A 24,169-nucleotide genomic window follows, 5' to 3' on the forward strand; every position below is an offset into this window, starting at 1 on the left:
AGTTCAATCTCGGCAATTAATGCCCAAACGGGATTGTTCGGAAAATACCGGCCCATCCCGCTTGACGACGATTGAGCGTCTCGCAGATACTGCGGCCGACCGATACGGTTTTCCAACGTCGACAGGATGCATCGAGCCGCAGAGCGAGGGTTCTTGTCATGACACGTGATGGCAAGAACAGGGGGAAGGCGAGTGGCTATTCTGAGAAATCGCTCCACACAGCGAAAAATCTATCTCCGGACTCACCATGTGTTTGGGCGAGGACGTTCTTCCGATACCCTGCTCGAGAACCTGGATGCATCGCAGCTGCATGCATCGATTCGCTGGACCGGAAAAAGCTGGGAACTGCGCGACCACAGCCGCAACGGCACCTTGCTCAATGGCGCGCGCCTGTCCGGCACCAAAGGATTTGAACTGGGCGTCGGCAGCACCATCGGATTCGGGCCTGACGGCGGCAGCAGCTGGCAGGTTGAAGATGTGTCGGCGCCCTGCAATCTTCTCTGGCCCCTGGGCCACGACGAACCCCACATTACCCTGGGGCACTCCAACTTGCTGCCGCACGGCGTGGCTGCCGAGCTGTCGATTCACCACAGTGAAAAAGGCCAATGGGTCTGCACCACACCCGACGGAAGCTGGATCATGGAAGACGGCGATGAGGTTCGTTTCGCCGGCAAGGTCTGGTGCTTCGTGCTGGCGGCTGAAGTGGTGTCCACCATGGATTGCATGGCCGGCGGCAAGCCGCCTCTGCGAGCGCCGCAACCGGCGCTCTCTTTCAGGGTGAGCCAGGATGAGGAACATGCATGGCTGGAGCTCGATGATGCCGGGCTGCACCTGGACCTCGGTGAGCGCTCGCACCACTACGCCCTGCTGATCCTCGCGCGCCTGCGCCTGGCCGATGCGCAGCGCCACCTCGCGCCCCATGCGCAGGGCTGGGTCGAGCTCGAGCGCCTGGCCAAGATGCTGGGCCTGGACCCGGGCCACCTGAACATCCAGATCTTTCGCATGCGCAAACAGCTGGCGCTCGCGATGCCCCACGGCGCGCATGTGCCGGAACTGATAGAGCGCCGCCGGGGCTCTTTGCGCTTTGGCAGCTTGCGATTCCGGATCACGCGCGGGGCAGAGCTGGAAGCAGACTTCGACCCACTGGCCCACGGCCAGAGCTACCCCGAAGAATCCCTCGCCGCCTGATCCGGCGCCCACCCTCATGACGCCGGCGCCCACGCACGGCTTTCCCGTGGGCGTGCCCGGCTATCAGCCGCTCGGTTTGCTGGGCCAGGGGGCGTCGGGCCAGGTGTTCAAGGCAAGGCAGCACAGCACCGGGCAGTTTGTCGCCATCAAGATCACCGACCCCGGCCTGTTGCACGACCCCGCGTCGAACCGGCGCGTGCAGCAGCGCCTGCACCAGGAGACCCGCTTGCTGGCCATGCTGCAGCATGCCCATGTGGTGCGGCTCATCGACAAAGGCATGGCGGCGGGCGGGCAGCTCTTTGCGGTGCTGGAATTCATTCCGGGCGAAACGCTCAGGGAGTTTTTGCAGCGCAACGGCGCCTTGAGCCTGCCGGACACCATGGCCCTGATGGCGCAGTTGCTGGACGCTTTGACTTTTTTGCATCAGCACCAGGTCGTGCACCGCGACCTCAAGCCCGAAAACCTCATGGTCGTGTCCACCGGTACGGCCTTGCATCTCAAGCTGCTGGACTTCGGCCTGGCCAGCCACCACGGCGAGCCGCGCTTCATGACAGGCGCCGAAGGCACACCCGCCTACTGCGCACCCGAGCAGCTGCGAGCGGAAGACTGCACCCCGGCGACAGACATCTATGCCTGGGCCCTGATTTTTCTCGAATGCCTGACTGCCAGGCCCTGCGTGCAAGGTGCGAACCTCGGTGAAATACTGCACCGCCAGCTGAGCGCCTCGGCCATCGCCATACCCGACGCGCTGGCCAACCACCCGATCGCTCCCCTGCTGCGGCAGGCCTTGCAAAAAAACCTGCGCCAGCGCACGGCCGACGCTGCGGGCCTGTACCTCGATCTCTTGCAGTGCCTGGCGCAACTGCGCACCGCAGTGCCTTCGCAGGCCTTTTTGCATACCCCCGCGGCTCCGCCTGAAACTGCCAGGCAGCTGACGCTGGACAGCATGGACATTCCAGAGGAGCCCCCGGTCAAGGAAAACGCCCTGGGCATCCTGTGTGTGGGCCTGCGTGTGTACCCGGCCAGGAACTCCTCACTGGCCCTGCCCTACCTGCAGGAGATCCGCGAGCAGCAGATGCGCTGGTGCGCCAACACCGTGCAAGGCAGCCAGGGCCAGAGCGCCGGCGTGCTGGGCGACTGCATGCTGTTTCATTTTGAACAGGGCACCAGCAGCGCGCAGAACCTGCAACAGGCGGCAGCCACCGCCATGGACTTGTGCACGCGGGTGCAGCGCAGAAGCCGCCTGCTGGAAGTCCAGCACGGCGTGCGGCTGGAAATATCAGGCGGCATCCACAGCGTGGCGACGGTATCGCTCGGTGATGCCTCCAGCAGGAACCAGGGCGCCAACGTTGCGCTGCATTTGAACAGCATGGCCAGGCCGGGCGCCATTGTGGCCAGCCAGCATGCCCGCCACGCGCTGGCGGACAACATGCAGTTTGAAGAATATGCCGGCGCGGCAAGCTTTCAATACGACGAGCACGACCGGATCTTCAAGCTGATCACCCGGCACGGGGCATAAGCCACCACCCGGCTTCACACCATCAGGCCATCAGGCGCTCCACCTGCTCGGCCGGGTAACTGCGCCAGCGCCGGTTCAGCGTCTCCTTGGGGCTGGTATTGCGCGCATGCACACGGGCCACATACAGGTGCTGGTCCGGGTTGATCACGATGCGCTTGTGCTGCGGCGCCCAGACGAAAGCATTGTCTTCACCCACATTGATATCGGCGAAAGGCGCGCTGCGCCAGAACTCCCGGCGGTAGCAAAGCGTGCCGCCGCAAACCCAGGGCGAGCGCCCGTCGTACACATACTGCCAGGCTCGCCGCCCTTCGGGTGCGTAGAAGAACACCTTGTCCAGGCCGCAGATGTCGGCGCCCTGCTCCTGCAAGGCCTTCACCTGCGAGCTCAGCCAGCCCGGCGCCATCCAGTCGTCGTCGTCCCAGTGCGCGATCAGCTCGCCGCGGGCCAGCTCACAGGCGATGTTGCGCTTGGCGCCCAGGGTGGATTTGCGGTCCAGCCTCACATAACGGATGTTCTCGTGCGCCGGGATCAAGTCAGCCACGCTGTCGCGCCCGTCGTCCAGCACGATGAGCTCACGCGGGCTGTAGTCCTGCGCCAGGAAGTTGCGGATCGCCTGCGGCACAAATTCGCGCCGGTCGGCGGTGGGCATGATGCAGGACACCAGCGGCTGTGATTGCGCGGCCTGCACCGGCGCCGCCTGCGCACCCGCTGCCGGCGGAAAATAAAAATCGCGGTCACGCTGCAAGAACTCGGGCTGCGGCATCAGGGTCCAGGCGTTTTGCTGCAGGTAGTGGCCTTCCTTGAACTTCCAGGTATTGCCATGGTGGCGCACATAAACGCACAAGTCCCGCCCCGGGATGCGGCACAGGCGCGCGCCGCCGCCCAGTACTTTTTGCAAAAAGTCGGCGTCTTCGCGCAGCGAGGTCGCGGGATAGTGGCCATGTTTCTCCCACAGGCTGCGCCGGAACAGCAAGGTGCCGCCGCTGACGTTCTCGACAAACATGCGGCGAAACAGCGTCCGGCTGGACGCCCAGAACTCGGCCTGCGGCCGCGCCATGAACAGCATGTCGTTCAGCCCGGTGATGTCGGCGATGTTGTGAAGCAGGGGCGCGGCCTGCCGGCTCAGGCGCTCCTCGCCGTACCAGTCGTCGTCATCCCAATGCGCGATCAATTCACCCTGGGCCAGGCGCACCGCCTCGTTGCGCTTGGCGCCTATGCTGGTTTTGGGCGGCATGCGTATGCAGCGTATGCGCGCGTCGCTGATATCGGCAGGCAGGTCGCTGTCGTCCTCATAAACAATGATGAGCTCCAGCGCCGGGTAGTCCTGGCGCTGGAAGTAACGGATGGACTGCGCGACAAATTCGGGCCGCGCGCGCGTGGGCATGATGCAGCTCAGCAAAGGGGCAACCGGCCCCGGTGCGGGCAGCACCCAGGGCAATGCGGGCCCGGCCAGCGGCATGAAGATGCGCATGCGCTCGGGCATGGCGAAATAACGGCACTGGTCGCCGGCGCAATGTGCATGGTAAGGCGGCGGCTGGTGGTGCGCCTCGCTGCGCCATGCGCAAAAGCGGTCCTGGTAGAGATGTTTGTTGGTCTCCAGCAGGCTGCCCTCCACCTGCAAGCGCTGCGGGCAGGGCAGCGCGCGGTACACAAAAGCGCCCTGCGCCCAGACGCCGCGAAAGCCGGCCCGCGCAGCGCGGATGTTGTAGTCCATCTCCCAGCAGGGGCCCTGGGCGTAGGCGGTGTCGGCCGCGCCTATGGCGGCCACCACCTCGTTCTTCACGACGTAGCAAAAATCAGAAAGGCTGTGCAGCGGCTCCAGCGGTACGCAGGCCTTGCCGTAGCGCGCCGCCAGCGCATCGGCTTGGTCCCACAGCGCGTCCTGCGTTGCACCGCAACCCGTGGCGACGGCCTGCTCGTTCCAGCCGCGGTTGGTCGACGGGCCGGCCAGGCCGTGGCTGGCGTCGGCGTCCAGCGCGGCCAGCAGCAGCTCCAGCCAGCCAGGAGTGACACGCGCACCGTTTTCCAGGAAGACATAAATATCCGCCGGCACGCTCACCAGCCGGTTGAAGCAGGCGGCCGGCCCTTCATGGGCGGGCCCGGGCAGCACCTCTATGCCTGGGTGCTCGCTAAAACGCGCCTGCAGCGCCTCGGCGCCGGTCTCATCGGCCGGGTCCGGCAACAGCCGCAGGCTGAAAGGCAGGGGCGTGTTTTCGAAAATACCGGCCAGCGTGGCGGTGAGGGCTTCGGCGCGCGCCGCCACATAAACGCCGATCAGTATCTGGCGGTGTTGCGGGCCCGGCATCTCTACCATTCCTCATGACTGGCCACCAGGCCCGCACCCAGCAGGATCTCCAGCCTGCGCCAGGGGCTTCCGGGCGCGTCGTCGCCCCAATCGCCCACCGCGTCGACGGCGCGCTCCAGCGCCACCGGCTGGGCGTCCATCGCGCCGTAAAACCGCGGGTAGCACAGCAGCAGCTCATCCACACAGGCCCTTATCAGCGCCTCCCGCCGGGCGGGCTCGGGCGCGTGGAAGGACACATACAGCGTGGGCAGGCGCCCGCTGCCAAGGCGGCGCCACAGGCCGGGAATCACGGCGTATTCGCCCCCCTCGATGTCCATCTTGATGAAGTTGCAGTCGTCAATTTCATTGAGCGCCAGAAAGCGCTCCAGGTCCATGGCATCGACCTCGCGGCAAGGCTGGCCCACCGCGCCGGGCGCGGCGAACATGCCGGACATGCTGTCGCCGAACTGGCTTTGCTCGCCGAAATACAGGCCGCCGGCATAGAGCTGCAGCGGGCCGCTTTCGGGGGCTATGCCGTAGGGGTAGAGCTGGATTTTGTGGTGCAGCGCCGGGTTCGCCATCACATTGCCCGCCAGCTCGGAAAAGGCCACCGGGTCTGGCTCCAGCGCATGCACACGGCGCGCCAGCATGGCGCCATACAGCACGGTAGGCCCTATCCAGGCGCCCATGTCGATGTACGAATGGTCCGGGTGCAGAAAGCGCTGGAACACATCGAAGGTCTGGGGCTCCCACTGGCCCGCGCCGACGCGGCTCCAGAAAGCCTGCCGCCCGCTTGCCGCCCGGACCCGGAAGGCACGCCTGTGCACGGACACGCTCAGCTCGTGCGACGCGTAGTCGCGCTCCAGGGCCGGAAGAGCCGAGAGAGCCGAAAGAGGGCTGGTTTGCATGGCAGACTCCCTCGCGGCTTACCAGATCGTCATGGGCGCCGGGCCGCTCGTGGTGGCGCTGAACTCGAAGGCATTGCCTTCAAAGATGAAGCCGGGCACATTGATCTTGCACCACACGGCCCCGGCATAAGGGCTGCTGCCGGGCTTGAGCTCCATCTGGATGCTCACGCTCTGCTTGAGGGCGTCCTGCGTTTGCAGCGACAGCGGCAGGAAGTAGTTGTTGCCGTAAAAGTTGGTCTTCTTGCTGCGCGGCTCGCAGACCTGTGTCACATAGTTGCCGTTGTCGTCATAGACCAGCAGGAAGACGAACTGGTAGTCGGCGCTGGCCTGCCAGAACAGCCGCACGGTGCTGCCCGGCACGGTCTGCTGCGCCGGCAGGGAGCGCGGTGGGTAGACATTCACCACGCCGGGGCCGCTCGCATACAGGGAGCTGATGGGCACGTCCAGCACCGGCGATGTGCTTTGCAGCTGGATGGGCGCATTGCTGACCGGGGTGCTGGTGGCAAGCACCACTTCCGTCAGCGGAGGCACCAGCTCGGCCACCGTGGAGTGGCGCGTATTGCGCGAGCCGTCGCAATTGAACACGTAGCCACCGAATTGCGTGATCACGCTGGCGGCCTGCACGCTCATGCCGCAAGAGGGCACCAGTTGCAGCTGGATCAGGTTTTCCCCCGGCAGCTGCGGCGACTTCTGCAGGCGGCGCACCGTGTCGAGGTGGTCCAGGCAGACCTCCAGGCCCCAGGTGATGCCGGCCAGCTCGAACACACCCGCGCCGTCGTAGTTGACTATCTGCTGCTCGCGCCCCGGGCCGCCGCTGGTGGACGGTGCAAGGTGTTCCACGTCGCCCAGCAGCAGGCCGCCGGGGTTGGCCGCGGCGGCGATGAAGTCCACGCCCGACATGAGCTCTTTCATCACCACGCGCGCGCCGGTATCACCCTGGGCCGCCACGCCGCCCAGCTGCACCAGCGCGAAGTTATAGACCTCCTTGTTGGCCAGCGGGTCGATGTCGTAAGGCGGCGTCTTCAGCGTGGGCGAGGACACGCCCAGGATGGTGCCGAACACGAATACCCAGTCTGTCCACTCGGGGCCCGCCGCCATCGCCTGCAGTGTGGTGATGGCCAGCTGCACGTCGTCCATCTGGTAGGCGCCCGAGACGCCGCGGAAAAAGAACTCCGGCGCCATGAAGACATTCAGCGTGTCGCCGGGCGGCAAAGGCGGGGACTGCGGCGCCAGCGCATCGCGCGCGACGCCCATGGCGCGCAGCATCAGGTCGCAGCGCGCCTCGATGTCCTGCCTGGGGTTGTTCAGGCCCAGGTAGATTTTTGAGCCGTCGGGATTTAACTCGGGCGCGGTGTCAATCACGTAACCCATGAATCGAACGTTGTTGTAAGCCATGCTGTTTCTCCTGTAAATAAGCTCGGTAGGTCGGTGGTGGTTACGGATGCCGGTTCATTGCACGAACTGCTTCAGCCCGTAGGTGAACTTGATGATGTGATTGACATAAACATTGAGCGGCCGTGTTTCGTACTGGCTCACCAGCACCGGGCTGCTCTGGCCCTGGCCGGGCACCGGCCCGCCGGTGGTCAGCGTGGGCGTCGAGCTGGGAGCGCCTGCGGCGGTGGCGGGTGACGAGGACGTGGCCGGCGCAGGGGCGCTGTTGTAGGTGTGCTCGTGGGTTTCCACGGCAAAGGTCTGGGTGGAGCCCACGCCGCTGCTTTGCCCCTGGCCGCCGGGCGGCACCTGGCGCATGCCGATGTCGGGGTCGTTGTTGGTGCCGGTGCCGATGCCGCGCAGAAAGTAACCGCGGTAATCGGGAATCTGGAACTGGTCGCCGCTGCCGCCATAGACATAGCCCAGCGCCGCGAAGAGCTCCGGGTAGTCGTAGATGGACAGCGACCGGCCGTTGCAAAACATCCAGCCCCAGGCCTCGAGCGGATTGGTCGTGTAGTCCTGCGGCGTCACGGTAGTGGCTGCGCCGGCAGTGTCGGGCGCGCCCAGGGTTCCGGCAAAAGCCGTCACCGAGCCCACCGGCAGCTCGCCGAAACCGGGGCGCATAAAGAAGGGGTTGTCCATGCCCGGCGCCATCATGGTGAATCGCTCCCTGGTGAGCCGCCCTCAATAGCCAGAGGAATAGCCAGAGGAGTAGCCAGGGGGCCGGCGCTGTCTCGCAGGCCCGCTTCGTCCAGCACCTGCATGGACGTGGGCACCACCACCTCCCAGCACGGGCCCACGGGCCTGTGCGGGTGGCGCGCCGGCTCCGCATGCTTGAGGTCGTTGACCAGCGCGATGTCGCGCGGATTCACGGGCGCCAGCCGGTCGGAGGAGCTCCACAGCATGCCGGCCGAGTAAAAGTACAAAAAGGCCATCACATGCGCGGGCCGCACCGGCAGCAGCACACGGGCCTGGTCGGCCTGCAGGAAGCTGGAGAACAAGGCGTCATCGTCGGCGGCCAGGCTGCCCAGCTCGACCTCGGCGCCGGCCGCATCGGGACCGGGGCTGGCGTAGAAGCTGTAGACCATCTCGTTCCACTCCAGCACCTCGTCAAAGAACTGCAGGTAGCGCGGCTCGTTGACGGCAAACTCAGAGGGCGGCGAGAACATGGGCGCATCGGGCGGCATGCCGGTGAGCGTGAACAGCCGCTCCAGCAGCAGGCGCATGCAGGCGTTCTTGAGTTCGCGCTGCTCGATCTGCCGGTTCGCCAGCGGCGAGCGGGTGGGCAGGCGGCCCTGGGGCCCTCCATCGGCGCGGGCGTAGTAGGCGGCCAGTTGCGCCTGGTAGGCGCGCATGATGCTGGCGTAGATGCGTATGCACCACTCGTCCATGCAACGCGCCGACGGCTTGCAGGTAATTTCAATGTTGACCTGGACCTGCGGGTCCCCCGGCGGCGAAAGGCTGGGCGGGTAGTCCAGCACCGACACCGGCACACTGTCGTCCTCGCCGGCAAGCGCCATCCCGTCCGGGCTGCCGGGAGGCGTGAACGTCTGCCAGCCCACCAGCACCACCGGCGCGGGCAGGCCCACAGGCGCACTGATGTAGCCGACAAAGGCCTTGTATGCACAGTAGCCCGCGGGAATGGCGATCTGCTTTTCTTCCCCGTCGCGCAGGGTGGCCGAAGCAAAGCGCTGCTCCAGCGGCGGCGGCTCCAGGTCCAGCACGCCGTAATAGGCGCCCAGGCTCGCATAGTTGTCCCGGGTGATGGCTTTAAAGGTGGGAATATTCAGCTGCAGCGGCGACAGCGGCTTGACAAAGTTCTGCCCCGCCATCGCCTGCTCGCCGGCGATGAAAGAGGCCGCCGGCTTGTACACCATGAATTCCATCATGAGCCGCTGGCCGTAGTTGACGACACAGGCTTCATACACCTTGTTGAGCCAGCGGTAGACGCCGCGCATGTTGCGTGAGCCGCCCGTGTTGTCGACCAGGCTGACGACCGAGTCCTCGGTCTGGCTCATGGTGCTGCTGGAGCGGCTCAGGCTCACGCTGCGGTTGATGCGGTTGACGGTCTTGTTGAGGATGTCGCGCGCAAAGCGTGTGGTGTCGTCCACCCCCGGCGCGGCGCCCGGCTGCACCGTCTTGCTCCAGGAGCCGTCCAGCGTGGCCTGGGTCGGCGGGCCGTAGCTGTTGGTGAACTTGTTGTACTGGTTGGTTTCCACCACCTCGGCAACGGTCTTGCGCGACTCTTCCTGCAAGTTGCTGCGTTCATCCGCGGCATCGTTTTGCAGCAGTTGCTTTTCGCCGCTGCTTTGATGCACTTCGTCAAGCTGGCGGTGCGTGCGTTTGTTCGTCACCTCGCGGCGCTCGCCGCGCATCACGTTTTCAATGCGCGCGATCTCGCCGCACTGGTAACGCAGCAAACGCTGGCGCACCATCTGCAGGTCGCCGATGGCATAGGGCTCTATCCAGCCGGGTGAGCCTGACGGCGGGGACGCGCCGGCAGCCTGCGCCGGAGGCAGCGGAAACACCTGCGCGCTGAGTGCCGGCGTGGCCTGCAGCAGCTCGTTGATCTGCTGCTTTGTGAGGTGCGCCTGCTCCGGCATAGCAGGCGCTTCACCGGCGCCGGCACTAGTACCCGTACTGGTACTGGCGCCGGTACTGGCACCAGTACTGGCATAGGGCACCAGCGCCACTTCAACCACATGCGCCATCAGCAGTGCGCGGGTGAATTCGTCGAGCAAGGCGGTGTCGTAACCCAGCGTGATGATCAGGGCGAAGTAACTCTGCCAGACGCGGTCCACCGCCTGCGCGTAGGCGGCGGAGCTGAAGTAACTCCAGTCCAGTGCATAGCGCGACAGCAGCTGCGTGACTTGCTCCGTGGCTTTCGCCAGCCAGGCCGACGGGCTTGCGTCCTGCCGGGGCAGGCGCATAAAGGCCCGCGGAAACTGGCTGACGGGGCCGGCCAGGCTGTCCATGTCACGGATGAAATCGCCGGAGTAGATGTCACCGTCGATGAAGCGCAAGGCCAGGTCCTGCGCCGCTTCACGGGCGCCGCTGGCCTGGTTGCGCGCGCTCACCAGATCGTCGAAGAAGCCGCTGGATGGCGGGCTGGCGCTGACGTACTGGACAAAGCCGTAGAGCAGGTCGGCGGCGCTGACTTTGGGCCAGCGCCGTACATAGACATAAGGAAACAGCTCATCGGGATGGCTGGTGATGATGGGAAGCGGCTCCACCGGGTCGATCGGCGGGTCCGGCTCTATGGGCGGCGGCCCCGGCGGCCAGGGCGGGCCGGGTGGTGGCACGGGCCCGCGCGTGGGGCAGGCCACCATGATGCCCTCGAAATGGTGGTCGTCGCTCTGGCCCCGCATGCCGTAGTGGATGTCGGCAAAGATGGCGGTGTTGGTGACGCCGTTGATGTGCACCGGCGTTTTCTGCTGCAGGTAGCCTGAGACATAGCAACCCGAGCGGAACTTGAATTCAAAGGGTTTGCTCGGCCACAGCCTGGTGATGGTGACCACCTGGCTTTCGGCCGGGCCGGATTTGCAGGAGATGCTCGCGATCGACGGAATATCGTCGGCCGGCTCACGATTGATGGTGAAGTCGAAAACCAGGCAGCCGCCCATGGCCGACCAGCTTCTTTTGACCATTTCGTTCACTCGGTGACTCCTGTGTGGACGGCGTGCGGTGCGTATCACCAGCGCACGGCCGCAAGGCCGCACGCCGGTGAAACGGCATCAGCACATAACGATGTTTTCGAGGTTGAAGGCGAAAGGCGTGGAGTTCGCGCCTGGGCCGCCGCCGGTCATCACGATGTCCGCGCTGGCGATGCCCAGCAAAGAAATTTCGGTGTTGATGTTGGAAATGATCGCCGAGTCCATGACCTGGCCCTGGACTATTTGCGAAGCCACGCCGATCCAGATCGTGGGCTTGAATTCGAACACCGCCTTTTGTTGCGGAGCGATCGAAGTCTTCACTGCCAGCAGCTTGCCGGACTTGTAGATGCTGGCGTTGATGGCGCCCTTGGGCAGGCTGTTGAGGACCTGCACTTCCTTGGAGCTGGTGCCGCTGCCGCCAGGCACCAGGCGGTCGCCGGACGTCGTCAGCGACATCTGGAACAGCTGGCCGTTCTGGGCGTCGAGCTGCGGCGTGTAGTTGCCGTAGCTGTCGCTGGCGCCGACCTGCATGGTCATGGGGAAGGTGAAGGGATGGTTGTCACCCTGGCCGCAGTAGCGAATGACTTGCCAGGCCACCGCGAGCTCGTCGAAGTTGGTCGCGACGTTCTTCTGGAAAATCACGATCTCCGAGTTGTTCGCGTCGTTAGAGTTGTTGATGAAGTTCAGTGCAATATCCATGGTTCTCTCCTGTTGATCCTGTTGATAAAAAGATGGCAGCGCACCATGCGTTGCCCGTTTGCCATCGTTGCCCTGCTGCCCCGGCGGCGAACCCTGTGTGTCCGGTGCTGAGGTCTGCCCTCAGCACCGGACGATGTTTTCGAGATTGAATTCATATGGCGTGGAGCCTTCACCCGGCCCGCCGCCCGTCATCACGATGTCGGCGCTGGCAATGCCGATCAGCGAGATCTCGGTGTTGACGTCCGATATGACGGCCGAGTTGATCGGCTCTCCCTGCACGACCTCGGAGGACACGCCTATCCACAGCGCGGGCTGGTACTGGAAGACCGCCTTCTGCCCCGGCGACACCGAGGTCTTCATGCCCATCAGGCGCCCGTCCTTGAAGATGCAGACGTTGACGGCGCCCTGGCCCATGGCATTGAGCACGTCCAGCTCGGTGGAGGCGCTCGCAGGCCCCGTGTAGCGCAGGCGGCGGTTGCCGACCGGCGTGGAGACCACGCTGAGCATCTGGCCGTTCTGGGCGGGCAGGCGGGGCGAGTAGTTTCCGTACTCGTCGGTGATCGCTACTTCATAGCCGTCGGGATAGACGAAGGGATGTGTGCAGTCGCGGCCGCAGTAGCGGATCACCTTCCAGGCCACCGACAACGAGGCCATGGTGGTGAGCACGCTCTTTTGGTAGATCACCACTTCGGATTTGTTGCCGTCGCTGGATTTGTTGACGAATCGCAGTTTGATATCCATGGTGCCCGCCCTGAGTGAGTTGTCCGTTGTGCCGCACGGTCCTCTCGCGGCAGTGGTGCTACTCTAGGGAAGGCATCGACGCAAAACGATTACAGGCGATTACAGAGGGCATGGGTGAAAATTACCCTTGCACTGCGATGCAAAAGAAAGTTCACAACATGCTTTTTGGCGCGGGCATCGCAAGCGATATGCAATAGGCGCCCGGCAGAATCTGGAAGACTCACGATGACAAGCACCCCTACTTCGAAAGCCCCGGCCACGCCGCGGCTCACCAGCCTCTCGCACGGCGGTGGTTGCGGCTGCAAGATCGCACCGGGCGTGCTCAGCGATATCCTGAAAAATTCCGGCAACCTGCCGGGTCTGAACATTCCGCCGCAGTTATTGGTGGGCATTGAAACCGCGGACGATGCGGCGGTGTACCAGCTCAATGACGAGCAGGCGCTGATCGCCACGACGGACTTCTTCATGCCCATCGTGGACGACCCCTATGACTTCGGCCGTATCGCCGCGACCAACGCGATCAGCGATGTGTATGCCATGGGCGGCACACCCATCATGGCGCTGGGCCTGGTGGGCATGCCCATCAACGTTCTGCCGCTGGAGACCATAGGCGCCATCCTGCGCGGCGGGCAGGACGTGTGCCGCGATGCCGGCATTCCGATTGCGGGCGGCCACACGATTGATTCGGTCGAGCCGATTTACGGCCTGGTGGTGATGGGCCTGGTGCACCCTTCACGCGTCAAGAAAAACTCGGGCGCGCGTGCGGGTGATGTGTTGATCCTGGGCAAGCCGCTGGGCATAGGGGTGCTGTCGGCGGCGCTCAAGAAAGAAGTGCTCGATGCCGAGGGCTATGCCCGCTTGATCGCCCTCACCACCCAGCTCAACAAACCCGGCATTGAACTGGCGCGCATGGAAGGCGTGCATGCGCTGACCGACATCACCGGCTTCGGCCTGGCGGGGCACGGCCTTGAGCTGGCGCGCGGCGCCGGGCTTCAGGTTCGCATCGACTGGCAGCGCGTTCCGGTCATCCCCGGCGCGCGTGACCTTGCGGCGCAGGGCTGCATCACCGGCGCATCCGGCCGCAACTGGGCCAGCTACGGCCATGAAGTGGGCCTGCCGGCCGGCTTCGCCGAAGTTGACAGGGCCTTGCTGAGCGATCCGCAAACCTCGGGCGGCCTGCTGGTTTCCTGCGGTGCGGACAGTGCCGCCGAAGTGCTGGCCATCTTCCGGGCCTACGGTTTTTCCGAGGCAGCCGTCATTGGAGAAGTGGCCACAGGCCAGGGCATGGCCGTGCGCTGAAAAAGGCGAGAAATTAGGGACAAAAGCCGATAAAAGGCCAGCAAAAAAACGCCCCAAACCCCTAGGGTAAACCCGGAAAATTTTTGTCAGTCTTTATTCAGTGCGGCGGGCGGCATCCGTCGTACCATTCATGCCTCGACATCCCCGCGTGGGTACTTTCTCATTCAAAAAAATAGATCGGAGACATCCCGTGTCCGCACTCCTCAAACTCGCACTGGCCTATGACTGGCTGACCACGCGGCTGGGCAAGATCGCCGCCTGGACGGTGCTGGCCGCCGCACTGATTTCCGCCGGCAATGCCTTTGTCCGCTACGGCCTGGACATCAGCTCCAACGGCTGGCTTGAAATCCAGTGGTACCTGTTCGCCGCCACCGTCATGCTGGGCGCGCCCGTCGTACTCAAGCTCAACGAACACGTACGCGTCGACATCATTTACGGCAAGCTCAAGGGCAACGGGCCGGTCTATGTCGACATCTTCGGCCTGGCCCTCTTCCTGCTGCCGGTGATGGGCCTGATGGCCTACCTGAGCTGGCCGCTCTTCATGAGCATGCTGCGCTCCGGCGAAGTCTCGGGCAACGCGGGCGGCCTGATCCGCTGGCCTGCAATGCTGCTGCTGCCGCTGGGCTTTGGCCTGATGTTTGTGCAGGGCCTGTCGGAAATCATCAAGCGCATCTGCTATCTCCAGGGCAAGTTCGAGATGGACACGCACTACGAAAAACCGGTCCAGTGATCTGTTTGCATCGCTCGTTCCCATAAAAATACCTTCAGGACTACCCCATGCAAATGGAAAACTTCGCCCCGATCATGTTCGCGGGCCTCGTGCTGATCATGCTGATCGGCTTCCCCGTCGCCTTCTCGCTGGCCGCCCTCGGGCTGGCCTCCGGCTTCCTGGCCATCGAGATGGGCTGGTTCCCGGCCAGCTTCATGTCCAACCTGCCGCTCAATATGTTCGGCATCTTGTCGAACGAGCTGCTGCTGGCCATTCCCTTCTTCACCTTCATGGGCGCCATCCTTGAAAAGTGCGGCCTGGCGGAAGACATGCTGGACTCCATGGGCCAGCTCTTCGGCCCCGCCAAGGGCGGCCTGGGCTACTCGGTGATCATCGTCGGCTTTATCCTGGGCGCGATCACCGGCACGGTGGCGGGCCAGGTGATTGCCATGGCCTTGATCTCGCTGCCGGTGATGATCCGCTACGGCTACAACATGCGCTACGCCACCGGCGTGCTGGCTGCCTCGGGCACCATCACGCAGCTGGTGCCGCCGTCGCTGGTGCTGATCGTCATGGCCGACCAGCTGGGCCGCTCCGTCGGCGACATGTACAAGGGCGCCTGGGGCCCTTCCATCCTGCAGGTGCTGATTTTTGCGGGCTACACCTTCATGCTCGGCGTCTTCAAGCCGCACCATGTTCCGGGCGTGCCCAAAGAAGCGCGCACGCTCAACGGCTGGGCGCTGTGGGCCAAGTGCCTGCGCGGCATCATCCCCTCGGCCATCCTGATTTTTGCGGTGCTGGGCTCCATGGGCGGCCTTCCCGGTATCGACACCGCCATCGCCACACCGACCGAAGCCGGCGCCATGGGCGTGGTGGGCGCGCTGATACTGGCCGCCATGCACAAGCGCCTGACCCGCGCGCTGATCTGGGAAGCCATGGTCGGCACCATGCGCCTGACGGCCATGGTGGTGTTCATCCTGATTGGGGCACGCGTCTTCTCCATGGTGTTCCAGGGCGTGGACGGCGCCAAGTGGGTAGAGCACATGCTCAGCGGCCTGCCCGGCGGCCAGACCGGCTTCCTGATCGCCGTCAACATCTTTATCTTCTTCCTGGCCTTCTTCCTCGACTTCTTTGAGATCGCCTTCATCATCCTGCCCATGCTGGGCCCGGTCGCCGACAAGCTCGGCATCGACCTGATCTGGTTCGGCGTGCTGCTGTGCGTGAACATGCAGACCAGCTTCATGCACCCGCCCTTCGGCTTTGCACTGTTCTACCTGCGGGGGATTGCCGACACGCTGTTCAAGGAGGGGCGCATCCCCAAACCCATCAAGTCCAACGACATCTACCTGGGCGCCATTCCCTGGGTGGCGATGCAGCTGATCCTGGTGATGATCGTGATCTTTGTGCCGCAGACGGTGACGGTCTTCCTCGACAAGCCCGAGGTGGTCGACCTGGACAAGGTCAAGATCGAGATTCCCGTCGACGACAGCGCGACACCACCTGCGGGTGGAGCCAGCGGCGCGGCAGGCAGCGACCCGCTGGCGCCACCAGCCGAGCTGAGTTCCGACGACGAGCAGAAGAAGGTCGACGAGCTGTTCAAGACCAAGTAAGCCCACCGGCCGCCTCCAGGCCCCTGCAACGCCCCTTTCGCGAGGGGCGTTTTTATTGGCCCCTCATACTGTCACCACACTCTTCTACCGCGAGTCATCCATGGACCCCACATCCAGTCCCACCCCCAGCCCTGAACCCATTCCGAATACCTATTTCGGCCCACCACCCTTCAAGTTCACGCCCAAGGGCGGAAGCATCTCGGGGCGAGCCTTCTCGGTCACCTTCAAGGTTCTGGCCACCTTTATCGTGCTGGCCCTGGCCGCCGCCTTTGTGCAAGCCTGGCTGGCCGGCAGGGCCTCGGGCGCATCAGCCGGCGGCGGCTGGTTCATCGCCGGCCTGCTGCTCGTGAGCTACACCTGGTGGCACATCCTGCGCAGCGTGACGCGCCTGGACGAGAGCGGCCTTTACCAAAGCTGGGTCTGGGACAAGCACATGGAGTTGCGCGAGCTGGCCTACGGCAAACTGATCCGTGTACGCGGGCTCGAATGGCTGATCGCGCCGCGCCTGTATGTGCGCACGCTGATGGGCAAGTTTGCGGTGTTTTATGCCTCGTCACCTGAGATGGTGGCGGAGTTTGAGCGCCTCGTCAGTGAACTGAAGACCTTTCGCAGTCAACGCTAAAAGCGCCACCCGCAGCCTTCCGGAAAAGACAGGCGAAAAAAACCGCGACATGTCGCGGTTTTTTCTTGCGTGGGCAACTCTTACAGAGTTACACCTTGCATGTAGGTGTCGAAGCGCGACTCGGCGAAGCGGAACCAGAGGATCTGGTCCTTCTGGAAGGCGCGGTAGTCGCCGTAAATCTTCTTCCAGTCGGGGTTCTTTTCGGCCAGCTCGGCATAGACTTCCATCGAAGCCTTGAAGGAGGCGTCGAGCACGGGCTTGGGGAAAGGCAGGATCTTGGTCTTGGCGCCCACCAGTTGCTTCAGCGCGGTCGGGTTGCGGGCGTCGTACTTGGCCTGCATGTCGATGTGCGCGTGCGAGGCAGCAGCTTCGACAATTGCGCGGTACTCTGCGGGCAGGGCTTCGAGCGCCTTGTTGTTGACGAAGAAGTCAACCTCAGGGCCGCCCTCCCACCAGCCGGGGTAGTAGTAAAACGGGGCCACCTTGTTGAAGCCCAGTTTCTGGTCGTCGTAAGGACCGACCCACTCGGCGGCATCCAGCGTGCCCTTTTCGAGTGCCTGGTAAATCTCGCCGCCAGGCAGATTTTGTGGAACCACGCCAAGGCGCTCAACCACTTTGCCGGCAAAGCCGCCGATGCGGAACTTCAGGCCCTTCAGGTCGGCCACGGTCTTGATTTCCTTGCGGAACCAGCCGCCCATCTGGGTGCCGGTGTTGCCGCCGGGGAAGCTGACCATGTTGTATTTGGCGTAGAACTCATTCATGAGCTTGCGGCCGTTGCCTTCAAACATCCAGGCGGACATCTGGCGCGAGTTCATGCCGAAGGGAATGGCGGCGCCGATGGCGAACGCTTCGTTCTTGCCGAAAAAGTAGTAAGGCACGGTATGTGCCATTTCCACGGAGCCCTGCTGCACGCCGTCAACCACGCCGAACGCGGGCATCAGTTCACCGGCTGCATGCACGCTGATCTGGAACTTGCCGCCGGTCATGTCGCTGACCTTCTTGGCAAACACTTCGGCGCCGCCGTAAATGGTGTCAAGCGGCTTGGGGAAGCTGGAAGCCAGGCGCCAGCGAATGGTGGCCTGCGCGTGAACTGCAGGGGCGATGCCGGCAGCGAGAACGCCGGCAATGCCGGCGTTTTTGATAAGTGAGCGACGATCCAAAATACTATCTCCTGAAAGGTTTTCGAATGTGCAGGCCCTGATGGGGACCGGCCGGACCGCTCAAGCCAGCACGGCCCGTAAAGGCCGCGTCCTCAAGCGCAGGTCAACGGGAGATTCTGTCAGCTTTCGCCTGGGGCCCCACCCCGTTATTACCCGTAGTGTTTCAGGAAACAAAAAAGCCGCCTCTGGGAGGCGGCTTGCAGAAAGCTGACAGGCCCTCATGGGCCCGCCATATTCAGAGTTTTTGCGCTTGCATGAAGCGATCGAACGTGGCTTCGGTGAAACGGAACCACAGGTTCTGCTCGGCACGGAACTTGGAGAAATCGGCGTAGATCTTTTTCCAGCTTTCGTTTTTGGCGCTGAGCTCTTCATAGAGGGCCATGGACTCCTTGAAGGCGGCGTTCATCACATCGGTGGGGAAAGGCCGCAGTTTGGTGCCTGCACCCACCAGCTGCTTGAGGGCGCCGGGGTTCTTGGCATCGTATTTGGCCTGCATGTCGCCGTGGGCCTGGGCCGCAGCGGCTTCCACAATGGCCTTGTTTTCCGGCGTGAGGGCGTCGAAGGCCTTGTTGTTGATGAAGAAGTCCAGTTCGGGGCCGCCCTCCCACCAGCCGGGGTAGTAATAGAAGGGCGCGACCTTGTTGAAGCCCAGCTTCAGGTCGTCATAGGGGCCCACCCATTCGGCGGCATCGATGGTGCCTTTTTCCAGCGCCTGGTAGATTTCGCCGCCGGGAAGATTCTGCGGCACGCCGCCTATGCGCTCGAGCACCTTGCCGCCGAAGCCGCCTATGCGCATCTTCAGGCCCTTGATGTCTTTGAGCGTCTTGATTTCCTTGCGGTACCAGCCGCCCATCTGCGAGCCGGTGTTGCCGCCGGGGAAGTTGACGATGTTGTACTTGGCGTAGAACTCGCGCATCAGCTTCAGGCCGTTGCCTTCAATCATCCAGGCGCTCATCTGCCGGCTGTTCAGGCCGAAGGGGATGGCGCAGCCCAGCGCAAAGCATTCGTCCTTGCCGAAGAAATAATAAGGCGCCGTGTGGGCCGCTTCGATGGAGCCCTGCTGCACGCCATCCACCACGCCGAAGGCGGGCATCAGCTCGCCGGCCGCATGGACGGAGATTTCAAACTTGCCGCCGGACATGGCCTTGACGGCCTTGGCGAACACCTCGGCGGCGCCAAAGATGGTGTCAAGCGATTTGGGGAAACTGGATGCCAGGCGCCATCGGACGGCAGCCTGCGCATGAACGGCAGGCGCCACACCGGCGGCCAATACGCCGGCGATACCGGCATTTTTAATGAGTGAGCGACGATCCATGGGGTATCTCTCCTGATAGTTATCGAGTTTTGGATTGATCCACCAGCGCCCCCTCAGGCATGGCAACTGCCGCATGACCTCCGGGGCACTGGCGAAGCATGCATACTTTGTCATTCTTTTATACAAAGATACCCCGTTCTTACCCGTAGACGGCCCATAAAAAAACCGCCCCTGGAGGCGGTTTTTTGAAGGCGCCGCGGCTGCGGCGGCCCGGTACACCCGTGAGGGGTATCAGAGCTTCTGGCTTTGCATGAAGCGGTCGAATGTGGCTTCGGTGAAACGGAACCACAGGTTCTGGTCGCCGCGGAATTTGGAGTAGTCCGCATAGACCTTGCGCCAGTTCTCATTCTTGGCCGACAGCTCTTCGTACAGCTTCATGGATTCCTTGAAAGCCGCGTTCATGACGTCGGCCGGGAAGGGGCGCAGCTTGGCGCCCGCGCCCACCAGTTGCTTCAAGGCCGTCGGGTTCTTGGCGTCGTACTTGGCCTGCATGTCCACGTGGGCGGCGGCGCTGGCGGCTTCCACGATGGCCTTGTACTCGGGCGAGAGTGCGTCGTAGGCCTTCTGGTTGATGTACAGGTCCAGCTGCAGGCCGCCTTCCCACCAGCCGGGGTAGTAGTAATTGGGCGCCACTTTGTTAAAGCCCAGCTTCTGGTCGTCGTAGGGGCCTATCCATTCGGCGGCATCGATGGTGCCTTTTTCCAGCGCCTGGTAAATCTCGCCGCCGGGGATGTTTTGCGGCACGCCGCCCAGGCGTTCAATGACCTTGCCGGCAAAGCCGCCGACGCGGAATTTGAGGCCCTTCATGTCGGCAATCGACTTGATTTCCTTGCGGAACCAGCCGCCCATCTGCGCGCCGGTATTGCCGCAGGGGAAGCTGATGATGTTGTACTTGGCGTAGAACTCGCGCATGAGCTTCAGGCCGTTGCCTTCGAAGGTCCAGGCGCTCATCTGGCGGCTGTTCAGGCCGAAAGGAATGGCGCCGCCGATGGCAAAGGTTTCGTCCTTGCCGAAGAAGTAATAAGGCGCGGTGTGGGCCGCTTCGATGGAGCCCTGCTGCACGCCGTCGACCACGCCGAAAGCGGGCATCAGCTCGCCGGCGGCATGGACGGAGATTTCAAACTTGCCGCCCGAGATCGCCTTGACGTGTTTGGCAAAGGTTTCCGCGCCGCCATAGATGGTGTCCAGGGATTTGGGGAAGCTGGACGCCAGGCGCCAGCGGACGGCGGTCTGCGCGTGAACGGCAGGCGCAACGCCTGCGGCCAGAACGCCGGCGACGCCAGCGTGCTTGATGAGGGAACGACGATCCATCAGGTTGACTCCGAAGTGTGAAAAAAGAAAGGCTTTTGACTGGGTGCATGCACCCGAAAGACTGCTTCTGCAGGCCTTGAGGAATTCTAGAAATGAGGGTGGTGGGGCCCGGGCGGGTAAACCCTTGAAGAGCTGACAGGAACCTGTCGGCTCCCACGCTTTTCACTTCGTGTAATGCGCTGTCCGCCGAGGAGCCGCTGCGCTTGCGGCCCCTGCCTGGTTAAAGAGTTGAGTCCGCGCTTAAGCGACGGACTTGAGCGCGGGCTTGGCAGGCTTATTGGTCAGCAACGCGCCGAAGCGCGTGGTGACGGCCGCTTCGATACCCGCGGCATCAAGGCCTTGCAGCGACAGCAGCTTGGCTGGGTCGCCGTGTTCGATGAACTCGTCTTTCAGGCCCAGGTGCAGCACGGGCGTGGCGATGCCTGCGGCTTGCAGGGCTTCGCTGACGGCGCTGCCGGCGCCGCCCATGATGGCGCCTTCTTCGACCGTGACGAGGGCTTCATGGCTGGCGGCCACTTTGAGCAGCAGTTCGGTGTCCAGCGGTTTGGCCCAGCGCATGTTGACGACGGTGGCGCCGAGTTTCTCGGCCGCTTGCAGGGCCGAGTACAGCAGCGTGCCAAAGGCCAGGATGGCAACGCCCGCGCCTTCGCGGCGGATTTCGCCCTTGGCGAAGGGCAGCGGCTCCAGGCCGGCTTCGGGTTCGATGCCGGCGCCGGCGCCGCGCGGGTAACGCACGGCCACCGGGTGGTTTTGCGCAAAGGCGGAGCTGAGCAGCTGGCGGCATTCGCGCTCATCGGCCGGGCAGGCCACGCTCATATTGGGAATGCAGCGCAGGAAAGGAATGTCGTAGGCGCCCGCATGGGTGGCGCCGTCGGCGCCGACCAGGCCGGCGCGGTCCAGCGCAAACACGACAGGCAGGTTTTGCAAGGCCACATCGTGGATCAGCTGGTCGTAACCGCGCTGCAGAAAGGTCGAATAAATCGCGACCACGGGCTTGAGCCCTTCGCAGGCCATGCCGGCCGCAAAGGTCACGGCGTGTTGCTCGGCAATGCCGACATCGTGGTAACGCTCAGGAAAGCGCCTGTGGAACTCGACCATGCCCGAGCCTTCGCGCATGGCCGGCGTGATGCCGACCAGTCGGCTGTCTTGCACGGCCATGTCGCACAGCCACTGGCCGAAGACCTGGGTGAAAGTCTGCTTGGCCGGTGCTGCCGCCTTTTGCAGGCCCATGGCCGGGTCGAACTTGCCGGGGCCGTGATAGGCGATAGGGTCGGCTTCGGCGAGCTTGTAGCCCTGCCCTTTTTTGGTGACCACATGCAGGAACTGCGGGCCGCCCTGGGTGTCCATCAGGTGCTTGATGTTTTCCAGCGTGGGCACCAGCGACTCGAGGTCGTGGCCGTCGATGGGGCCGATGTAGTTAAAGCCGAAGTTTTCAAACAGCGTGGCCGGCACCACCATGCCTTTGGCGTGCGACTCCAGCCGCTTGGCCAGCTCGAGCAAGGGCGGCGCCACGCGCAGCACCTGTTTGCCCACTTGCCGGGCCGATGCGTAGAAGCGCCCGCTCATCAACTGGGCGAGGTAGCGGTTCAGCGCGCCCACCGGCGGGCTGATGCTCATGTCGTTGTCGTTGAGCACCACCAGCAGCTTGCAGTGGTCGTGCACACCCGCGTTGTTCAGCGCTTCAAAGGCCATGCCGGCGCTCATGGCGCCGTCGCCGATGATGGCGACCGCGTGGCGGTTTTCACCTTTTTGCTGGGCGGCCAGCGCCATGCCCAGCGCGGCGGAAATCGAGGTCGACGAATGCGCCGTGCCGAAGGTGTCGTATTCGCTCTCGTCGCGGCGCGGAAAACCCGACAGCCCGCCGAACTGGCGAAGGCTGCCCATGCGCTCGCGCCGGCCGGTCAGGATTTTGTGCGGATAGGTCTGGTGGCCCACGTCCCACACCAGGCGGTCGTCGGGCGTGTTGAAGACGTAGTGCAGCGCCACCGTGAGCTCCACGGTCCCGAGGTTTGAGCTGAGGTGCCCGCCGGTCTTTGAGACGCTGTCGAGCACATAGGCGCGCAGTTCATCGGCCAGTGGTTTTAATTCGGCACGGGGCAGCCTGCGCAAATCGGCGGGGCTGTTGATGGTTTCAAGCAGTGAGTACATCGTGTGTGTCGTTGTTATGGCGAGGCCGCGTCCTCTGTCCCTGGTGTTGTCTGTCGCGGGTCAAGCTTTAGTGATGACGGTTGACGAGCATGTCGGCCAGCGCGCGCAGGGCGTCGGTATGGCCCAGCCCGCTGGCGTCCAGGCTGGCCAGGGCTTTGGCCAGCAATTGCTGCGCATAGGTTTTGGACGCCTCCAGCCCCATCAGCGAGACGAAAGTGGGCTTGTCCTGCGCGGCATCCTTGCCGGCGGTCTTGCCCAGCGTGGCCGAGTCGGCCGTCACGTCCAGGATGTCGTCGACCACCTGAAAGGCCAGGCCGACTGCCGCGCCGTAGTCGCGCAAGGCGCTTTGCGCGGCAGGGCTGGCGGCGCCGCAGGCCGCGCCCATCATGACGCTGCCCTCAAGCAGGGCGCCGGTTTTCAGGCGGTGCATCTCGTGCAGTTGCTGCGAATTCAGCGGCATGCCCACACTGGCCAGGTCAATCGCCTGGCCGCCGGCCATGCCCTGAAAGCCCGCAGCCTGGGCCAGCATGCGGCACAGGCGCGCCTGCGTGGCGGCATCGACGGAGCCGTCTTCAGGGGTGAGGAATTCAAAAGCCAAAGCCTGCAACGCGTCGCCGGCGAGCAATGCCTGGGCCTGGCCGAACTTGACGTGCACCGTGGGCTTGCCGCGGCGAAGCACATCGTTGTCCATGCAGGGCATGTCGTCGTGCACCAGTGAATAAGCGTGAATCAGCTCCACCGCGCAGGCAGCCCGCAAGGCGGCCTGGGCATTGCCGTCAACGGCTTCGCAGGCCGCCATGACCAGCAGCGGCCGCAAGCGCTTGCCGCCGTCGAGCACGGCATAACGCATGGCGTCGCCCAGGCCCGCAGGCGCGGGCGCGGCGGTGGGGCATGCCACCCAGCGGGACAATGCCTGCTCGACGGTGGCCAGCTGTTTGGCACTCCAGGCGCTCAGCGTGAACAGGGGCAGTTTTTCAGGGGCGTTCAATCGGGGTCTCTTGTTGTAGGGGGTCAAAAAGAAAGAGCAGGGGCCGGCACAAGGCGCCGCGCCTACTCCTGCACCCAGGGCTTGAGTTCCGTGCCTTCCAGCACCTTGATCTGGTTTTCCACGGCTTCGAGCTTGTCCTTGCAAAACTTCAGCAGCTGCGCGCCGCGCTGGTAGCCGGTCAGCAGCTGGTCCAGCGGCAACTGGCCGGACTCCAGGCTGTCCACCAGCCCTTCGAGTTCCTGCAGGGCCGCCTCATAAGTGGCAGGCAATGCCGGGGCGGCAGCAGGAGCGGAGGCGGAAGATGTTGAGCTTTTGGCCATGTTTTTGGGGTGAAAGCCTGATTTTAGGCCGTTGGGGGCTTTTGCAGGCCCCGCAGAGCCGGGTTGCAAATGCAATATTCCCATTATCCAGTGGCCGCGCCTTAAGCCCCCCGAATTCACCCCCCGCGGGTACAATTGATAACAGTTCTCGATAGCAGCGGAGCCCCCGCTGCGGGATACCCGGCCTTGTTTCACCCGTGGGCTGCCGCTCAGCCCGCTTCCCTCGCTTGTCAACTGCCTCCAAGCCCTGCGCGGCGGCATGTT

19 protein-coding genes are annotated in these 24,169 nt (G+C 63.8%); 6 read left to right on the forward strand and 13 right to left on the reverse strand.

Features of this window, described 5'->3' with window-relative positions; genetic code table 11:
• Positions 1-249: 249 nt before the first annotated feature.
• Together BM408_RS15515 and BM408_RS15520 are read left to right on the forward strand one after the other, a co-directional pair.
• Positions 250-1,188, forward strand: coding sequence for an FHA domain-containing protein (locus BM408_RS15515; RefSeq protein ID WP_254774839.1), 939 nt, complete (start codon positions 250-252; stop codon positions 1,186-1,188).
• Positions 1,189-1,204: 16 nt separating this feature from the next.
• The gene (locus BM408_RS15520; protein WP_092130778.1) at positions 1,205-2,707 is read left to right on the forward strand and encodes a protein kinase domain-containing protein; all 1,503 of its coding nucleotides are present in this window, start codon (positions 1,205-1,207) and stop codon (positions 2,705-2,707) included.
• Between the two features lie 22 nt (positions 2,708-2,729).
• Here the strand turns inward: BM408_RS15520 and BM408_RS15525 are convergent, their stop codons facing one another.
• The 7 genes from BM408_RS15525 to BM408_RS15555 all read right to left on the reverse strand — a co-directional run bounded on the left by BM408_RS15525 (position 2,730) and on the right by BM408_RS15555 (position 12,423).
• Positions 2,730-5,012, reverse strand: coding sequence for a glycosyltransferase family A protein (locus BM408_RS15525; protein WP_092130779.1), 2,283 nt, complete (start codon positions 5,010-5,012; stop codon positions 2,730-2,732).
• A gap of 2 nt (positions 5,013-5,014) precedes the next feature.
• Positions 5,015-5,899, reverse strand: a complete 885-nt coding sequence (locus BM408_RS15530; RefSeq protein WP_092130780.1) for an FkbM family methyltransferase — start codon at positions 5,897-5,899, stop codon at positions 5,015-5,017.
• An 18-nt stretch (positions 5,900-5,917) separates the two neighbouring features.
• Positions 5,918-7,294 (reverse strand): hypothetical protein, encoded by a 1,377-nt coding sequence (locus tag BM408_RS15535; RefSeq protein ID WP_092130781.1) that lies wholly within the window; start codon positions 7,292-7,294, stop codon positions 5,918-5,920.
• 54 nt (positions 7,295-7,348) lie between these two features.
• On the reverse strand, positions 7,349-7,987 hold the full coding sequence (locus tag BM408_RS15540) for a tail fiber protein (RefSeq protein WP_092130782.1): 639 nt from the start codon (positions 7,985-7,987) through the stop codon (positions 7,349-7,351).
• Positions 7,984-10,977 carry a hypothetical protein gene (locus BM408_RS15545; protein ID WP_254774852.1) on the reverse strand — a complete coding sequence of 998 codons (2,994 nt, stop codon included), beginning with the start codon at positions 10,975-10,977 and terminating at the stop codon, positions 7,984-7,986. Before BM408_RS15545 ends, BM408_RS15540 begins: the two co-directional genes overlap by 4 nt.
• Positions 10,978-11,064: 87 nt before the next feature.
• Positions 11,065-11,682, reverse strand: coding sequence for a hypothetical protein (locus tag BM408_RS15550; protein WP_092130783.1), 618 nt, complete (start codon positions 11,680-11,682; stop codon positions 11,065-11,067).
• Positions 11,683-11,802: 120 nt separating this feature from the next.
• The gene (locus BM408_RS15555; RefSeq protein WP_092130784.1) at positions 11,803-12,423 is read right to left on the reverse strand and encodes a hypothetical protein; all 621 of its coding nucleotides are present in this window, start codon (positions 12,421-12,423) and stop codon (positions 11,803-11,805) included.
• 225 nt (positions 12,424-12,648) lie between these two features.
• Here BM408_RS15555 and selD point away from each other — a divergent pair, with 225 nt between their 5' ends.
• The 4 genes from selD to BM408_RS15575 all read left to right on the forward strand — a co-directional run bounded on the left by selD (position 12,649) and on the right by BM408_RS15575 (position 16,663).
• On the forward strand, positions 12,649-13,722 hold the full coding sequence (gene selD, locus BM408_RS15560; RefSeq protein ID WP_092130785.1) for a selenide, water dikinase SelD: 1,074 nt from the start codon (positions 12,649-12,651) through the stop codon (positions 13,720-13,722).
• Between the two features lie 190 nt (positions 13,723-13,912).
• Positions 13,913-14,452, forward strand: a complete 540-nt coding sequence (locus BM408_RS15565) for a TRAP transporter small permease subunit (protein ID WP_092130786.1) — start codon at positions 13,913-13,915, stop codon at positions 14,450-14,452.
• Between the two features lie 47 nt (positions 14,453-14,499).
• Positions 14,500-16,041, forward strand: a complete 1,542-nt coding sequence (locus BM408_RS15570) for a TRAP transporter large permease (RefSeq protein WP_092130787.1) — start codon at positions 14,500-14,502, stop codon at positions 16,039-16,041.
• A gap of 100 nt (positions 16,042-16,141) precedes the next feature.
• Complete coding sequence (locus BM408_RS15575; protein ID WP_092130788.1) at positions 16,142-16,663, forward strand: hypothetical protein; 522 nt, start codon at positions 16,142-16,144, stop codon at positions 16,661-16,663.
• A gap of 80 nt (positions 16,664-16,743) precedes the next feature.
• Here BM408_RS15575 and BM408_RS15580 read toward each other — a convergent pair whose 3' ends face one another.
• The 6 genes from BM408_RS15580 to BM408_RS15605 all read right to left on the reverse strand — a co-directional run bounded on the left by BM408_RS15580 (position 16,744) and on the right by BM408_RS15605 (position 23,905).
• Positions 16,744-17,823 carry a TRAP transporter substrate-binding protein gene (locus BM408_RS15580; RefSeq protein WP_092130789.1) on the reverse strand — a complete coding sequence of 360 codons (1,080 nt, stop codon included), beginning with the start codon at positions 17,821-17,823 and terminating at the stop codon, positions 16,744-16,746.
• Between the two features lie 235 nt (positions 17,824-18,058).
• A complete protein-coding gene (locus BM408_RS15585; protein WP_092130790.1) occupies positions 18,059-19,138 on the reverse strand; it encodes a TRAP transporter substrate-binding protein in 1,080 nt (359 codons plus the stop codon).
• Between the two features lie 231 nt (positions 19,139-19,369).
• Positions 19,370-20,449, reverse strand: a complete 1,080-nt coding sequence (locus BM408_RS15590; protein WP_092130791.1) for a TRAP transporter substrate-binding protein — start codon at positions 20,447-20,449, stop codon at positions 19,370-19,372.
• A gap of 240 nt (positions 20,450-20,689) precedes the next feature.
• The gene (gene dxs / locus BM408_RS15595; RefSeq protein ID WP_092130792.1) at positions 20,690-22,597 is read right to left on the reverse strand and encodes a 1-deoxy-D-xylulose-5-phosphate synthase; all 1,908 of its coding nucleotides are present in this window, start codon (positions 22,595-22,597) and stop codon (positions 20,690-20,692) included.
• 67 nt (positions 22,598-22,664) lie between these two features.
• Complete coding sequence (locus BM408_RS15600) at positions 22,665-23,585, reverse strand: polyprenyl synthetase family protein (RefSeq protein WP_092130793.1); 921 nt, start codon at positions 23,583-23,585, stop codon at positions 22,665-22,667.
• Positions 23,586-23,647: 62 nt separating this feature from the next.
• Positions 23,648-23,905 (reverse strand): exodeoxyribonuclease VII small subunit, encoded by a 258-nt coding sequence (locus tag BM408_RS15605; protein WP_092130794.1) that lies wholly within the window; start codon positions 23,903-23,905, stop codon positions 23,648-23,650.
• Positions 23,906-24,169: the final 264 nt, after the last annotated feature.

This window comes from Polaromonas sp. YR568 (assembly GCF_900116715.1).
In the GTDB taxonomy this organism is placed as follows: Bacteria; Pseudomonadota; Gammaproteobacteria; order Burkholderiales; family Burkholderiaceae_C; genus Polaromonas.

Excerpts from the sequence above, each read along its gene's own strand:
- BM408_RS15585 (WP_092130790.1), bottom strand. The coding sequence starts at position 19,138 with ATGGATCGTCGCTCACTCATTAAAAATGCCGGTATCGCCGGCGTATTG.
- BM408_RS15545 (WP_254774852.1), bottom strand. The coding sequence starts at position 10,977 with ATGGTCAAAAGAAGCTGGTCGGCCATGGGCGGCTGCCTGGTTTTCGAC.
- BM408_RS15525 (WP_092130779.1), bottom strand. The coding sequence starts at position 5,012 with ATGCCGGGCCCGCAACACCGCCAGATACTGATCGGCGTTTATGTGGCG.
- BM408_RS15530 (WP_092130780.1), bottom strand. The coding sequence starts at position 5,899 with ATGCAAACCAGCCCTCTTTCGGCTCTCTCGGCTCTTCCGGCCCTGGAG.
- BM408_RS15550 (WP_092130783.1), bottom strand. The coding sequence starts at position 11,682 with ATGGATATTGCACTGAACTTCATCAACAACTCTAACGACGCGAACAAC.
- dxs (WP_092130792.1), bottom strand. The coding sequence starts at position 22,597 with ATGTACTCACTGCTTGAAACCATCAACAGCCCCGCCGATTTGCGCAGG.
- BM408_RS15520 (WP_092130778.1), top strand. The coding sequence starts at position 1,205 with ATGACGCCGGCGCCCACGCACGGCTTTCCCGTGGGCGTGCCCGGCTAT.
- BM408_RS15570 (WP_092130787.1), top strand. The coding sequence starts at position 14,500 with ATGCAAATGGAAAACTTCGCCCCGATCATGTTCGCGGGCCTCGTGCTG.
- BM408_RS15605 (WP_092130794.1), bottom strand. The coding sequence starts at position 23,905 with ATGGCCAAAAGCTCAACATCTTCCGCCTCCGCTCCTGCTGCCGCCCCG.
- BM408_RS15555 (WP_092130784.1), bottom strand. The coding sequence starts at position 12,423 with ATGGATATCAAACTGCGATTCGTCAACAAATCCAGCGACGGCAACAAA.
- BM408_RS15535 (WP_092130781.1), bottom strand. The coding sequence starts at position 7,294 with ATGGCTTACAACAACGTTCGATTCATGGGTTACGTGATTGACACCGCG.
- selD (WP_092130785.1), top strand. The coding sequence starts at position 12,649 with ATGACAAGCACCCCTACTTCGAAAGCCCCGGCCACGCCGCGGCTCACC.
- BM408_RS15540 (WP_092130782.1), bottom strand. The coding sequence starts at position 7,987 with ATGATGGCGCCGGGCATGGACAACCCCTTCTTTATGCGCCCCGGTTTC.
- BM408_RS15575 (WP_092130788.1), top strand. The coding sequence starts at position 16,142 with ATGGACCCCACATCCAGTCCCACCCCCAGCCCTGAACCCATTCCGAAT.
- BM408_RS15590 (WP_092130791.1), bottom strand. The coding sequence starts at position 20,449 with ATGGATCGTCGTTCCCTCATCAAGCACGCTGGCGTCGCCGGCGTTCTG.